The organism is Rugamonas fusca (assembly GCF_014042365.1).
GTDB classification, from domain to species: Bacteria; Pseudomonadota; Gammaproteobacteria; order Burkholderiales; family Burkholderiaceae_D; genus Rugamonas; species Rugamonas fusca.
This window is the reverse complement of sequence record NZ_JACEZS010000037.1, coordinates 1-14,879: the sequence shown is the minus strand read 5'-3', so window position 1 is coordinate 14,879 and position 14,879 is coordinate 1. Positions and strand designations below refer to the sequence as shown.

Sequence of the window (14,879 nt, the reverse complement as noted above, 5' to 3'; positions counted from 1 at the left end):
CGCTCACACGCGCGGCAGCAGCAGCTGGGCCGTCGTATGCGGCACCGGCTGCGAGAACAGATAGCCTTGCGCGTACTGGCAGCCGCTGTGCTGCAGCAGCGCGTACTGCCCTTCCGTCTCCACCCCTTCGGCCACCACCGATAACTGCAAGCTGCCCGACAGCGCGATGATGGCGTCCACGATGGCGCCATCCTCGGCGCTCTGTTCCAGGTCCTTGATGAAGGCGCGGTCGATCTTGATCTTCTTGACGGGGAAGCGCTTCAGGTAAGCCAGGCTGGAATAGCCGGTGCCGAAATCGTCGATCGACAGCCGGATGCCCATGGCGTTGATCTGGCCCAGGATGTCGAGCGTCTGTTCGCCGTGCTGCATCAGCGCCGTTTCCGTGATCTCGAATTCGAGCTGGCCGGGCGCGATGCCCGTCTCGTCCAGGATGGCGCGGATCGAGTCGATCAGCCCACGGTGCATGAACTGGCGCGCCGACAGGTTCACGGCCAGCGGCACCGGCAGCAAGCCCTGGCGCTGCCATTCCATGCTTTGCCGGCACGCCGTGCGGATCACCCATTCGCCGATCGGCACGATCAGGCCATTCTCCTCGATGATGGGGATGAAGTGGTCCGGCATCACCAGCTCGCCGTCGGCGCGGCGCCAGCGCAGCAGCACCTCCATCGCGTGCAGGCGGCGCGTGCCAATGTCCATGATGGGCTGGTAATGCAGCTCGAACTGGTTTTGCGCCAGCGCGCCGCGCAAGCTGCTTTCCAGCTCGAAGTGGCGGGCCGCCGCCAGGTTCATGGTCTGGGTGAAGAACTGGTAATTGTTGCGGCCGCTGGCCTTGGCGTGGTACATGGCCGCGTCGGCGTGGCGCATCAGGGTCTCCACGTCGGCGCCGTCGTCCGGATAGACGCAGATGCCGATCGACGGCGTGATGTGCAGGTTGCGCCCTTCCAGCGGGAACGCCTCCGACAACGCGACGATGATCTTCTCGGCCACGTGCACCGCCTCGTCGACGTTGCGGATGCCCGGCACCAGCACCACGAATTCGTCGCCGCCCAGGCGGGCCACGGTGTCGCTGGCGCGCACGGCGCGGCACAGGCGGCTGGCCACTTCCTTGAGCAGCTGGTCGCCCGTCATGTGGCCCAGCGAATCGTTGATGGTCTTGAAGCGGTCCAGGTCGATGAACATGACGGCCAGCTTGCGCTCGGAGCGCTGGGCCGCCAGCATCGCCCGGTCCAGCCGGTCGGCCAGCAGGGCGCGATTGGGCAAGCCTGTCAGGCTGTCGTGGTAGGCCATGTGGTGCACGCGCGCCTCGGCCTGGCGCCGCTCGACGATCTCGCCCTGCAGCAGCGCGTTGGCGCCGGCCAGTTCGGCCGTGCGTTCCAGCACCCGCACTTCGAGCTCGTCGCGCGCGCGGCTGACCGCTTCTGCGGCCTCGCGGCGCGCCGTGATGTCGTCCACCAGCCACACGGAACGCCCGCGCGGCTTGCTCAGGTCGAACGGCCGGCCCGACAGGCGGGCCCAGAACGTGCTGCCATCCTTGCGCACCAGCTGGTATTCGGACATGTTGACGCGCCCGGCCAGGAAGTCGTCCGCCGTCTCGGCCCGCGCGCGCTGCCAGGCCGCCTTGTCGGCGTAGAACGCCTGCACGGACAAGCCGTTCATGCCGCCCGGCTCGTAGCCGAACAGCTCCTCCATCTTGCTGTTGCAGCGCAGGTTGTGGCCATGCTCGACCACGGAGATGCCCAGCACGGCGCTGTCGAGGATGGCCTGGTTTTCCAGCAGCGCGTTGCGCAGCGTTTCCTCGGCCTGGCGCTGTTCGCTGCGGTCCTCGATGATCCAGATCGTGCCCTGGGTGGGGTCGGCCGGATTGACCACGTAGCCGATCAGCTGCGCCCACAGCACGCTGCCATCCTTGCGCTGCATCTCCACTTCGGTCTGGAACGGCTTGCCCACCGACAGCAAGGGCGAGGCGGCCGCGCCCAGTTCATCGTAGGCTTGCTGCGATGGGTACAGCGCCCGTCCCGGCAAGCCCAGCGCCTCGTCGCCGTGGTAGCCGAACATCTCGCCAAAGCCGCGGTTGTAGCGCGTGATGACGCGATTCTTGGTGAACAGGATGGCCATCGAGGCGTTGGTCATGATGGCCTCGACCTCCATCTTGGTCTCGCGGCTCTCGCTCACGTCCTCCAGGATCCAGATGGTGCCGCCATCGCTGTGTTCCGCATCGACCGCCTTGGCCCGCACGCGGCACCAGAACAGCGAGCCATCCTTGCGCTTGAACTGGTACTCGTCGCGCTCGAACGGCTGGCCGCTGCCCAGCAGCGGCCCCGCTTCCACGCCGAATTGCGCGTACGCCTCGGGCGACGGGAACACGATGGCGGCGGGCAGGCCCATCATCTCCTCGCGCGTGTAGCCGAACATGTCGGCCATGCGGGGATTACAGCTGAGCATGAGCTGGGCCTTGGAGAACAGGATCCCGACCGAGGCGTTGTCCAGAATCGCCTTCTGTTCCAGCAGCAGCTGCTTGGTGTCTTCCTCGGCCTTCTTCTGGGCGCTGCGGTCATCGAAGATCCAGATCGAATCCTGCTGGGTGCGGCCCGGATTGATCACATAGCCAAACGCGTGGGCCCAGAAAGTGGAACCGTCCTGGCGCCGCATCTCCATCTCGGCCTGGAACGGTTTGCCGCGCGCGAGCAGCGGGCGTGCCTTTTTCACCACGGCCTCGAACGCCTCGATCGAGGGATACAGTTCGGACGTCAGCCGGCCCACGCCGCTGTCACCGGCAAAGCCGAAGAATTCGCCGAAGCGCTGGTTGTAGCGCAGCACGCGGTCATCGCGCTGGAAGCCGATGGCCAGCGGCGCGCTATCCATGATGGCCTGCATTTCCAGCAGCGTGCGGCGCAGCTTTTCCTCATCGCGGCGGCGCTCGTCGATATCCTCGATGATCCACACCGTGCCGTCCTCGGTGTTTTGGGGATCGACGGCGCGGCCGAACAGGCGGGCCCAGAACAACGTGCCATCCTTGCGCCGCAGTTGCAGCTCCGTGGTGTAGGATTCGCCGCGCCGCAGCGGCGGCCCGGCATCGCGCCCCAGGTCCAGGTGGGCCTGCTCCGACGCGTGGAGCACGATGGTGCCCATGCCTTCCAGGTCGTGGCGCGCGTAACCGAACATGTCGGCGCAGCGCAGATTACATTCCTGGATCACGCTGGCCTTGCTGAACAGGATGCCGACGGCCGCGTTGTCGAGGATGGCCTGCTGTTCGAGCAGCGTCTTGCGCAAGGCCTTGTGGTCGCGCTGCACGGCGCTCACGTCCTGGAACACGAGGGTGGCGCCGCTGGCGCGCCCGCCCGGAGGCAGCGGCTTGGCCCAGGCCCGCACGGCGATGTACTGGCCGCCAGTGCAGCTCAGGCAACTGTCCCACTGGCGTCCGCCAGCCGCGCCCAGGACCATGTTGAGCTGGCGGCCGCTGTCGGTCCGCACGTGGCGCGCGAACAGTTCCGCCACCGGCGCACCGGCCGGGTCGCGCCCCAGCAGGGCCGCCAGTTCGCCGTTCGCGGCCAGCACCAGGCCCGCCTCGTCACAGGCGCACGCGGGCACGCCGATCAGCTGCAAAGCTTCGGCCACGACATCTGGGTTGGTCGAGACGCGGTTCGTGGTCACCTGGAGCCCCATGTAAAAAACGCTGCCCTCGCGACGGCAGCGTCATCTCCAGATCATAAACCACATCGTCCCCAATTTCCACTTGGCAAGCCGACGGTTCCCTCTATTCCTGATCCGGGCGCACGGCCTTGCAAAAAAAAACAGCCCCGGACCTTGCGGGCCGGGGCTGCGGGAGGAAGCGGCTGCTTAGTGCGCGGAGGCGGCGGCGGCGCCGATACCCGTCTCGGAACGCATTTCCTGCGCTTCAAAGCCGGCGCGGTCGATGCGGGCGCGCGGGCTCTTGTCGAGGATGGAGAACAGCCAGATGCCCACGAAGCCGGCCGTCATCGAGAAGATGGCGGGCGAGGCGTAAGGGAACCAGGCGTCCTTGTGACCCAGCACATCGACCCACACGGACTTCGACAGTACGGTCAGCACCACGGCCGTGATCAGGCCCATGAAGCCGCCAACGGTGGCGCCGCGGGTGGTGCAATCCTTCCACAGCACGGACATGAACAGCACCGGGAAGTTGGCCGAAGCGGCGATGGCGAAGGCCAGCGACACCATGAAGGCGATGTTCTGCTTCTCGAACAGGATGCCCAGCGCGACGGCGACGATACCGAGCACGATGGTGGTGGCACGCGAGACGCGCAGTTCTTCCCAGCTGGTGACCTGGCCCTTCTTGATCACGGTGGCGTACAGGTCGTGCGACACGGCCGATGCACCGGACAGGGTCAGCCCGGCCACCACGGCCAGGATGGTGGCGAAGGCCACGGCCGAGATGAAGCCGAGGAACACGTTGCCGCCCACAGCCTTGGCCAGGTGGATAGCGGCCATGTTGTTCCCGCCTAGCAGCTTGCCGGCGGCATCCTTGAACTCGGGGTTGGTCGACACCATGACGATGGCGCCGAAGCCGATGATGAAGGTCAGGATGTAGAAGTAGGCGATCCAGGTGGTGGCCCAGAACACGGACTTGCGTGCTTCCTTGGCGCTAGGCACGGTGAAGAAGCGCATCAGGATGTGCGGCAGGCCGGCCGTACCGAACATCAGCGCCATGCCGAACGAGATGGCCGACACGGGGTCCTTGATGAAGGTGCCGGGGCCCATGATGGCGTCCTTCTTGGCGTGCACTTCGACGGCCTTGGCGAACAGGGCCTCGGGGCTGAAGTTGAACTGGCCCAGCACCACGAAGGCCATGAAGGAAGCGCCGGCCAGCAGCATCACGGCCTTGATGATCTGCACCCAGGTGGTGGCCGTCATGCCGCCGAACAGCACGTAGACCATCATCAGCGTACCGACCAGCACCACGGCGATCCAGTATTCGAGGCCGAACAGCAGCTTGATCAGCTGGCCCGCGCCCACCATCTGGGCGATCAGGTAGAACGCCACCACCACCAGCGTACCGGAGGCGGAGAAGATGCGGATCGGCTTTTGCTGGAAGCGGTAGGCCGCCACGTCGGCGAAGGTGAAGCGGCCCAGGTTGCGCAGGCGCTCGGCCATCAGGAAGGTAATGACGGGCCAGCCGACCAGGAAGCCGATGGCGTAGATCAGGCCATCGTAGCCGTTCAGGAACACGGCGGCGGAAATGCCGAGGAAGGAAGCGGCCGACATGTAGTCGCCCGCGATGGCCAGGCCGTTCTGGAAACCGGTGATGCCGCCGCCAGCCGTGTAGAAGTCGGCCGCCGACTTGGTCTTGGCGGCCGCCCATTTGGTGATGAACAGCGTGAAGATGACGAACGCGCCGAACATCAGGATGGCGGTCCAGTTGGTGGGCTGCTTCTCAGCCTGGCCCAGGTCGGCGCCTGCGGCCAGCGCAGCACCTGCCGCGCCCAGCATGGCCAGCGCGGCCAGCATGCGTTTAAAGTTCATCATGGCTGCACCCGCGCGCGGATAGCCGCCGTATATTCATCGAATTCGCCGTTGGCGCGGCGCACGTAGATGCCCGTGATCACGACCGTAAACACGATCACGAACAGGCCCATGGGCATACCCCAGGTCATCACGCCATTGCCGATGCGGGTGGCCAGCAGTTCCTTGTCGAATGCGATCAGCAGGATGAAGCCGTAGTACACGGCCATCATCAGCCACGTCAGCGTCCAGCCATAGCGGGAGCGGGCCGAGACCAGCTTCTGGTAGCTGGGGTCCGCCTTTATCTTTTGAACCATGTCGTCTTGCATTGCAGTCTCCTTCATTTTTTGTAATGCCTTTATTTCAGGCTAAGTTCAGATTAGACCCGCTCCCTTACCGTTCGCTTACGCCGGACGGCCAAATGAGCAAAATGATACGCAAAATAAACAAACCCGCCTTCAAACATTCCGCCAAGAAAAATCGGGGACGTAACACGGTTTTCCCATGTGGGAAAACCGTGTTACGTCCCCGATTTTTCTTGGCGGAAGGGCTTTAGAAGCAGTCGCCCGGCACCCGCACCCAGCCTTCCATCAGCACCCGCGCGCTGCGGCTCATAATCGCCTTGGTCACGCTCCACTCGCCATTCACCTGGCTCGCTTGCGCGCCCACGCGCAGGGTGCCGGAAGGGTGACCGAAGCGCACCGCGTTGCGTTCGCCGCCACCGGCCGCCAGGTTCACCAGCGTCCCCGGAATGGCGGCGGCCGTGCCAATGGCCACGGCCGCCGTGCCCATCATGGCGTGGTGCAGCTTACCCATCGACAGGGCGCGCACCAGCAGGTCCACGTCGGCCGCAGCCACCTGCTTGCCGCTGGAGGACACGTAATCCTTGGGCTTGGCCACGAAGGCCACCTTGGGCGTGTGCTGGCGCGTGGCCGCTTCGTCCAGGTTCTGGATCAGGCCCATGCGCAGCGCGCCGTGGGCACGGATGGTTTCGAACATGGCCAGCGCCTTGGGGTCGCCGTTGATGGCGTCCTGCAGCTCCGTGCCCGTGTAGCCGATCGCTTCCGCGTTGACGAAGACGGTGGGGATACCGGCGTTGATCATGGTGGCCTTGAGCGTGCCTACACCGGGCACTTCCAGGTCGTCCACCAGGTTCCCGGTCGGGAACATGGAGCCGCCGCCGCCCTCCTCGTCGGCCGCCGGGTCCATGAATTCCAGCTGCACTTCGGCCGCCGGGAAGGTCACGCCATCGAGCTCGAAGTCGCCCGTCTCCTGCACCGCACCGCCCGTGATGGGCACGTGGGCGATGATGGTCTTGCCGATGTTGGCCTGCCACACGCGCACGGTGGCGATGCCGTCCTGCGGAATGCGGCTGGCCTCCACCATGCCGCCGCTGATGGCGAACGCGCCCACGGCCGCCGACAGGTTGCCGCAGTTGCCGCTCCAGTCCACGAAAGCCTTGTCGATGGAAACCTGGCCGAACAGGTAGTCAACGTCGTGATCGGGCCTGCTGCTCTTGGACAGGATCACCGTCTTGCTGGTGCTGGAGGTGGCGCCGCCCATGCCGTCGATCTGCTTGCCGTAGGGGTCGGGGCTGCCGATCACACGCAGGAGCAGCGCGTCGCGCGCGGCGCCCGGCACTTGCGCCGCGGGCGGCAGGTCTTGCAGGCGGAAGAACACGCCCTTGCTGGTGCCGCCACGCATGTAGGTGGCAGGGACTTTGATCTGTGCTACGTGGGTCATGATGATGTATTCCTAAAAAAGACAGGCGGTACGTCGCCGTACCGCCTGCCGTGACTAACGATCGTTCAAGCCCTTACGCGGCCTTGGACGATTCCAGGAAGTCCTGGGCGAAGCGCTGCAGCACGCCGCCCGCTTCGTAGATCGACACCTCTTCGGCCGTATCGAGGCGGCAGGTCACGGGCACGTTCACTTGCGAGCCATCGCGGCGGTGGATCACCAGCGTGAGGGTGGCGCGCGGGGTGCGCTCGCCGATCACGTCGTAGGTCTCGGTGCCGTCGATGTTGAGCGTGTTGCGGTTCACGCCGGGCTGGAATTCCAGCGGCAGCACGCCCATGCCCACCAGGTTGGTGCGGTGGATGCGCTCGAAGCCTTCGGCCACGATCGCTTCCACGCCGGCCAGGCGCACGCCCTTGGCGGCCCAGTCACGCGAGGAACCCTGGCCGTAGTCGGCGCCGGCGATCACGATCAGCGGCTGCTTGCGCTCCATGTAGGTCTCGATGGCTTCCCACATGCGGGTGACCTTGCCTTCCGGTTCGACGCGGGCCAGCGAGCCGGCCTTGACCTTGCCGTCCACCTGCACCATCTCGTTCTTCAGCGTCGGGTTGGCGAAGGTGGCGCGCTGCGCCGTCAGGTGGTCGCCGCGGTGGGTGGCGTAGGAGTTGAAGTCCTCCTCCGGCAAGCCCATCTTGGCCAGGTATTCGCCGGCCGCGCTGTCGAGCATGATGGCATTCGACGGCGACAGGTGGTCGGTGGTGATGTTATCGCCCAACACCGCCAGCGGACGCATGCCCTTGAGCGTGCGCGCGCCGGCCAGCGCGCCTTCCCAGTACGGCGGACGGCGAATGTAGGTGCTCGGCGCGCGCCAGTCGTACAGCGGGCTGACCTTCACGCCATCGTCGGCCTGCTTGGCGAACATGGGGATGTAGACCTTGTTGAACAGCGCAGGCTTGACGCTCGATTCAACCAGCGCGTCGATCTCCGCGTCCGAGGGCCAGATGTCCTTCAGCGTCACCGGCTTGCCGTCGGCGTCATAGCCCAGCACGTCCTTCTCGATGTCGAAGCGGATGGTGCCGGCGATGGCGTAGGCCACCACCAGCGGCGGCGAAGCCAGGAAGGCCTGCTTGGCGTACGGGTGGATACGGCCATCGAAGTTGCGGTTGCCCGACAGGACGGCCGTGGCGTACAGGTCGCGCTCCACCACTTCCTTCTGGATCACGGGGTCCAGCGCGCCGGACATGCCGTTGCAAGTGGTGCAGGCGTAAGCGACGACGCCGAAGCCCAGCTTTTCCAGGTCGTCCATCAGGTTGGCCTGTTCCAGGTACAGCGTGACGGCCTTGGAGCCGGGCGCCAGCGAGCTTTTCACCCATGGCTTGCGGGTCAGGCCGCGCGCGTTGGCGTTGCGGGCCAGGAGGCCGGCGGCGATCATGTTGCGCGGGTTGTTGGTGTTGGTGCAGCTGGTGATGGCGGCGATGATGACGGCGCCGTCGGGCATCTTGCCAGGCTCGTTCTCCACCTTGCCGCTGATGCCGCGCGCGGCCAGCTCGGAGGTCGGCACGCGCTTGTGCGGGTTGGACGGGCCGGCGATGTTGCGCACCACGGTCGACAGGTCGAACTTGAGCACGCGCTCGTATTCGGCCGCCTTCAGGGTGTCGCCCCACAGGCCGGTCTGCCTGGCGTACTGCTCCACCAGCTTGACCAGTTCATCGTCGCGGCCGGTCAGCTTGAGGTACTTGATGGTCTGCTCGTCGATGTAGAACATGGCCGCCGTGGCGCCGAATTCGGGCGCCATGTTGGAGATGGTGGCGCGGTCGCCCAGCGTCAGCGCGGACGCGCCAGGACCGTAGAACTCCAGGTAGGACGACACCACTTTTTCCTTGCGCAGGAATTCGGTCAGCGCCAGCACCGTGTCGGTGGCGGTGATGCCAGGTTGCGGCTTGCCGGTCAGCTCCACGCCGATGATGTCGGGCAGGCGCATCCACGAGGCGCGGCCCAGCATCACGCTTTCCGCTTCCAGACCGCCCACGCCGACGGCGATCACGCCCAGCGCGTCCACCATCGGGGTGTGCGAGTCGGTGCCCACCAGCGTATCGGGATAGGCCACGCCGTCGCTCACCTGCACCACGGGCGACATGCGTTCCAGGTTGATCTGGTGCAGGATGCCGTTACCGGGCGGGATCACGTCGACGTTCTTGAACGCCTTCTTGGTCCAGTTGATGAAGTCGAAACGGTCTTCGTTACGGCGGTCCTCGATGGCGCGATTCTTGGCGAAAGCGTCGGGATCGAAGCCGCCGCATTCGACGGCCAGCGAGTGGTCCACCACCAGCTGGGTCGGCACCACGGGATTGACCATGGCGGGGTCACCGCCCTGTTGGGCGATGGCATCGCGCAGGCCGGCCAGGTCCACCAGCGCGGTCTGGCCCAGGATGTCGTGGCATACCACGCGCGCAGGGAACCACGGGAAGTCCAGGTCGCGCTTGCGCTCGATCAGCTGCGACAGCGAAGCGTTCAGCGTGGCCGGATCGCAGCGGCGCACCAGGTTCTCGGCCAGCACACGCGAGGTGTACGGCAGCTTGTCGTAGGCGCCAGGCTGGATCGCGTCGACAGCGGCACGCGCGTCGAAGTAATCGAGCTTGGTGCCCGGCAGGTTCTTGCGGAATTGAGTGTTCATGGTCGCTTCCAATACTTGCGATTACTTGCGGTCGGAGATAGGCACGAACTGCAGGTCGTCCGGGCCGACGTAGTTGGCGCTTGGACGGATGATCTTGTTGTCGATGCGCTGCTCGATGATGTGGGCGGCCCAGCCGGAGGTGCGCGAGATGACGAACAGCGGCGTGAACATGGCGGTCGGCACGCCCATCATGTGGTACGACACGGCCGAGAACCAGTCCAGGTTGGGGAACATCTTCTTCACTTCCCACATGACCGATTCCAGGCGTTCGGCGATGTCGAACATCTTGGTCGAACCGGCTTCCTTGGACAGGTTGTGCGCCACTTCCTTGATCACCACGTTGCGCGGGTCGGAGATGGTGTACACAGGGTGGCCGAAGCCGATCACCACTTCCTTGTTGGCCACGCGATTGCGGATGTCCGCTTCGGCTTCGTCGGGGTTCTCGTAGCGCTTCTGGATCTCGAACGCGAATTCGTTGGCGCCACCGTGCTTGGGACCGCGCAGCGCGCCGATGGCGCCGGTGATGGCCGAGTAGATGTCCGAACCCGTGCCGGCGATGACGCGGCCGGTGAAGGTGGAGGCGTTGAACTCATGTTCCGCGTACAGGATCAGCGAGGTATGCATCGCCTTGACCCACGACTCGGATGGCTTCTCGCCGTGCAGCAGGTGCAGGAAGTGGCCGCCGATCGAGTCGTCGTCCGTTTCCACTTCGATGCGCTTGCCGTTGTGGCTGAAGTGGTACCAGTACAGCAGCATGGAACCGAACGAAGCCATCAGGCGGTCGGCGATGTCGCGCGCGCCCGGCACGTTGTGGTCGTCCTTCTCGGGCAGGGTGCAGCCCAGCACGGACACGCCGGTACGCATCACGTCCATCGGGTGGGCCGATGCCGGCAGCGCTTCCAGCGCCGACTTGAGCGACTGCGGCAGGCCGCGCAGCGATTTCAGCTTGCCCTTGTAGCCTTTCAGTTCAGCGGCCGTGGGCAGCTTGCCGTGCACCAGCAGGTAGGCGATTTCCTCGAACTCGCAGGTGTTGGCCACGTCCAGGATGTCGTAACCGCGGTAGTGCAGGTCGTTGCCGGTCTTGCCGACGGAGCACAGCGCGGTATTACCGGCGGTCACGCCCGACAGGGCAACGGATTTCTTGGGCTTGAAGGTAGCGACTTGTTCGACACTCATTTGAACTCTCCAGATGCTATAGATTTAGTTTTGCGATTGCGGTGAAAGGCGATACTTAGAAGTCATTTCAAAAGCCCATGGCGTCGTTGTAGCGCCTTGCCGTGCCAGCGCACTGTCTTCGGCGCCACGCCTAGCCATGGTCATTTTGAAACAACTTCTTACTTCTTCGATGCGGCGAACAGCGCGTCGAGCTTTTGCTCGAAGCTGTGGTAGTTGATGCGCTCGTACAGTTCCATGCGGGTCTGCATGGTGTCGACCACGTTCTTCTGGGTGCCGTCGCGGCGGATCGCGCCGTAGACGTTTTCGGCGGCCTTGTTCATGGCGCGGAAGGCCGACAGCGGATACAGCACCAGGCCCACGTCGGCGCCGCGCAGTTCGTCCACCGTGTACAGCGGGGTCGAGCCGAATTCGGTGATGTTGGCCAGCACCGGCACCTTGACGGCCTTGGCGAACTGGGAATACATCGGCAGGTCGGTGATCGCTTCCGGGAAGATCATGTCGGCGCCCGCTTCCACGCAGGCGATGGCGCGTTCCAGCGCCGATTCCAGGCCTTCCACGGCCAGCGCGTCGGTGCGGGCCATGATGACGAAGTTCTCGTCGGTACGGGCGTCCACGGCGGCCTTGATGCGGTCCACCATTTCCTGCTTGGTGACGATTTCCTTGTTCGGACGGTGGCCGCAGCGCTTGGCGCCGACCTGGTCTTCGATGTGGATGGCGGCCGCGCCGAACTTGATCATGGACTTGACGGTGCGCGCCACGTTGAAGGCGGAGGAACCGAAGCCGGTGTCCACGTCCACCAGCAGCGGCAGGTCGCACACGTCGGTGATGCGGCGCACGTCGGTCAGCACGTCGTCCAGGCTGGAGATGCCCAGGTCGGGCAGGCCCAGCGAACCGGCGGCCACGCCGCCACCGGACAGGTAGATGGCCTTGAAGCCGGCGCGCTTGGCCAGCAGGGCGTGGTTGGCGTTGATGGCGCCCACCACCTGCAGCGGGGATTCTTCTTGTACGGCTTTGCGGAATGCGGCGCCGGCGGAATATTGGCTCATGTCTGACCTTTCGTTGTGCGTGTGGTTGGTTGCGCGTTGGCGCGTTGCGAACAGGTATTGCAAGGGACGTGCCAAGGGGCGGCGCGGCGGCACCGTAGCCGGAAAACCCAGCAAAATCAGTCACTTGGCGCCTGGGTAGCGCTGCAGATACTTGAGTACGCAAGCATTTCGCGTTGCAATGATGTTGCGTTCGCGTTTCAAATTCGTTGCAACGTGAAACACTGGAACGCGATTGGCGTACAATGGCGACATGCGCCATTCCACTCCCCTGCCCCTCGACAACACCGACAAGCCCGTGATCTGGACCGTGTCGGTGTCGCGCCTGTTCGACCTGTTCCGCGACATCACACTCGAATACGACGACCTGGCCACCATCGAACCGATCAACCTGGGCTTCGACGAAGCGGCCCGCCACATCCGCGAACGAATGGCGACCGAGCGCTGCGACGCCGTGATCGCGGCCGGCTCCAACGCGGCCTACCTGAAAGGCCGGCTGTCGGTGCCGGTGGTGATCGCCAAGGCCAGCGGCTTCGACGTGATGCAGGCGCTGGCGCGGGCGCGCCGGGTGACCGAGCGCATCGGCGTGATCACCTACCAGGAACGGCTGCCGGAGCTGGCCGAATTCGCCGCCACCTTCGGCTTCGACATCGCGCAGCGAACCTATGTGACCGAGGAGGATGCGCGGGCCCAGATCAACGAACTGAAGGCGGCCGGCATCCAGGCCATCGTGGGCGCTGGCCTGATCACCGACCTGGCCGAGGAAGCGGGATTGACGGGCGTGTTCGTCTACTCGGCCGCCTCAATCCGGCAAGCGTTCGACGACGCGCTGGAAATGGCGCGCCTGACCCAGCTCGAAGTGAACCGCAGCCGGCGCGTGGTGGTGGCCGACACGCTGCGCGCCAAGCATGGCCTGAACGACCTGCGCGGCGAATCGGCCGCCATGGAAGCGCTGCGCCAGTCCGTGGTGCTGTATGCGAAGTCGCCGGCCACGGTGCTGATCCAGGGTGAAACGGGCTGCGGCAAGGAACTGGTGGCGCAAGCGATCCACCGCGAAAGCCCGCGCATCCTGGGCCAGAACCGGCCGTTCGTGGCGGTGAACTGCGGCGCCATCGCCGAGTCGCTGCTGGAATCGGAGCTGTTCGGCCATGAGGAAGGCGCATTCACGGGCGCGCGCCGCGGCGGCCACGCGGGCCTGTTCGAAGCGGCCAACCGCGGCACCCTGTTCCTCGACGAGATCGGTGAAATGCCGCTCACGCTGCAAACGCGGCTGCTGCGGGTACTGGAGGAACGCGAAGTGGTGCGGGTGGGCGGCACGCGGCCCATCGCCGTCAACGTGCGCATCATCAGCGCCACCCACTGCGACCTGGAACAGCGCGTGCGCGACGGGCGCTTCCGGGCCGACCTGTTCTACCGCCTGGCCGTGCTGCGGCTGTCGCTGCCGCCGCTGCGCGCGCGCGAGGACGACGTGATCGGACTGGCCGAATGGTCGCTCAAGAACGCACTGGCAGCCTTGGGCGCGCGGCCCCATCCGAACCTGCACGCCGAGATCATGGCCTGCGCACCGCTGCTGCGCCAGTACGACTGGCCCGGCAACGTGCGCGAACTACGCAACCTGACGGAGCGGCTGGCCCTGTTCCTGGCCGCCGAGCCATTGCAGGCGCTGACGCCCACCTTCGTGCTGAACGTGGCGCCGGAACTGGCGCCGCGCGGGGTGGCCAGTGGCATGCTGGATGGCGTGATGCTGCCGCCCGCGCCGGCCATCGTCCCGGCGGCGGGCACGGGCGCCCTGCCCGCACCCATCCCTGTACCTGCGATACCGGCCGAATCGGTAACGGCCGTGCTGGCCCGTTTCGGCGGCCGACGCGACGCTGCCGCCGAGTACCTGGGCATCAGCCGCACCACGCTGTGGCGCAAGCTGCGCGCTGAAGGCGGTGCCGGCTGACCCGTTGGCAGTGACCCGACAGTCGCATTTGAAGCACATCAAATCCACAGCCCGATGACAAGACACATGCGTTTTCGCATCGCGATAATGACGCATGTGGCGCATCGTCGAACATCACCGAGTTGAAAAACAGTTGTCCGGTTCAGTACCGCTTGAGGTGCTGAAGCGCTACGAGAAATGGCAAGAGATCGCGAGCGCATCTGGTCCGCGCGGCTTGCGTGCCATCAAGGGTTTCCACGACGAGGCATTGTCCGGCATAGGGAAAGGGTATCGGTCCTCCCGGCTTGGCCTTCAATGGCGCGTGATCTATCATGTGCAAGAAGGCCTGTTTTTGATCCAGGTGATGCACGTGAACGCACACGATTACCGAAGGCAATCATGAAGAACTTTCGCCCCGCCAAGCGGCGCGTCAACGTGACAATAGGAGAGTCCGTCCGTATTGTGCGGGAGCTGCAGGAGCTGACGCAGGCTGAGCTTGCACGCCTGACTGGTATTCCGCCGTCCGCCATTTCCGCAATCGAGCGCGATCGCATCAGATTGAGCGCGGAGCGCGCCAGGCTGCTGGCCCGTGCATTACGCTGCCATCCTACCGTGCTGATGTTTCCCGGCTGGGATAACGATCTCGATTCCGCCGCTTAAACCAAGCTACCGCTGCGAACCCCACCCCGCAGCCGCCATCCCTGCGGGCGCGGCGGCAGCGAATCGGCATAGGGGCGGCCAGCATAGCTGACCGGTCCCCTGCCACACCACCCGGCATGCGGGTCCGCACCGGGCGGTTCGAGTAGTTGAGGTTAAGACAGGCGTGGTACGCCCAACCGGTCGAAGT

Annotated in this window: 10 protein-coding genes; 3 read left to right on the top strand and 7 right to left on the bottom strand. The window is 65.3% G+C overall.

What is annotated here, in order from left to right:
- Positions 1-3: 3 nt before the first annotated feature.
- From H3H36_RS27605 to prpB, 7 genes are all read right to left on the bottom strand, one after another.
- Positions 4-3,651 carry a sensor domain-containing protein gene (locus H3H36_RS27605; RefSeq protein WP_311196694.1) on the bottom strand — a complete coding sequence of 1,216 codons (3,648 nt, stop codon included), beginning with the start codon at positions 3,649-3,651 and terminating at the stop codon, positions 4-6.
- A gap of 186 nt (positions 3,652-3,837) precedes the next feature.
- On the bottom strand, positions 3,838-5,499 hold the full coding sequence (locus tag H3H36_RS25090; RefSeq protein WP_375539622.1) for a cation acetate symporter: 1,662 nt from the start codon (positions 5,497-5,499) through the stop codon (positions 3,838-3,840).
- The gene (locus H3H36_RS25085; RefSeq protein ID WP_182220785.1) at positions 5,499-5,807 is read right to left on the bottom strand and encodes a DUF485 domain-containing protein; all 309 of its coding nucleotides are present in this window, start codon (positions 5,805-5,807) and stop codon (positions 5,499-5,501) included. Before H3H36_RS25085 ends, H3H36_RS25090 begins: the two co-directional genes overlap by 1 nt.
- A gap of 223 nt (positions 5,808-6,030) precedes the next feature.
- Positions 6,031-7,221 carry a 2-methylaconitate cis-trans isomerase PrpF gene (prpF, locus tag H3H36_RS25080; protein ID WP_182220784.1) on the bottom strand — a complete coding sequence of 397 codons (1,191 nt, stop codon included), beginning with the start codon at positions 7,219-7,221 and terminating at the stop codon, positions 6,031-6,033.
- A gap of 73 nt (positions 7,222-7,294) precedes the next feature.
- Entirely contained in the window at positions 7,295-9,889 is a 2,595-nt protein-coding gene (gene acnD, locus H3H36_RS25075) for a Fe/S-dependent 2-methylisocitrate dehydratase AcnD (RefSeq protein ID WP_182220783.1), read from the bottom strand.
- A gap of 21 nt (positions 9,890-9,910) precedes the next feature.
- The gene (prpC, locus tag H3H36_RS25070) at positions 9,911-11,065 is read right to left on the bottom strand and encodes a bifunctional 2-methylcitrate synthase/citrate synthase (RefSeq protein ID WP_182220782.1); all 1,155 of its coding nucleotides are present in this window, start codon (positions 11,063-11,065) and stop codon (positions 9,911-9,913) included.
- A gap of 158 nt (positions 11,066-11,223) precedes the next feature.
- Positions 11,224-12,111, bottom strand: a complete 888-nt coding sequence (prpB, locus tag H3H36_RS25065; protein WP_182220781.1) for a methylisocitrate lyase — start codon at positions 12,109-12,111, stop codon at positions 11,224-11,226.
- 250 nt (positions 12,112-12,361) lie between these two features.
- Between prpB and prpR the strand changes: the two genes are divergently transcribed.
- The 3 genes from prpR to H3H36_RS25050 all read left to right on the top strand — a co-directional run bounded on the left by prpR (position 12,362) and on the right by H3H36_RS25050 (position 14,692).
- Positions 12,362-14,053 (top strand): propionate catabolism operon regulatory protein PrpR, encoded by a 1,692-nt coding sequence (gene prpR, locus H3H36_RS25060; protein WP_182220780.1) that lies wholly within the window; start codon positions 12,362-12,364, stop codon positions 14,051-14,053.
- A 94-nt stretch (positions 14,054-14,147) separates the two neighbouring features.
- On the top strand, positions 14,148-14,435 hold the full coding sequence (locus tag H3H36_RS25055) for a type II toxin-antitoxin system RelE family toxin (RefSeq protein WP_182220779.1): 288 nt from the start codon (positions 14,148-14,150) through the stop codon (positions 14,433-14,435).
- Entirely contained in the window at positions 14,432-14,692 is a 261-nt protein-coding gene (locus tag H3H36_RS25050; RefSeq protein ID WP_182220778.1) for a helix-turn-helix domain-containing protein, read from the top strand. Before H3H36_RS25055 ends, H3H36_RS25050 begins: the two co-directional genes overlap by 4 nt.
- Positions 14,693-14,879 lie beyond the last annotated feature (187 nt).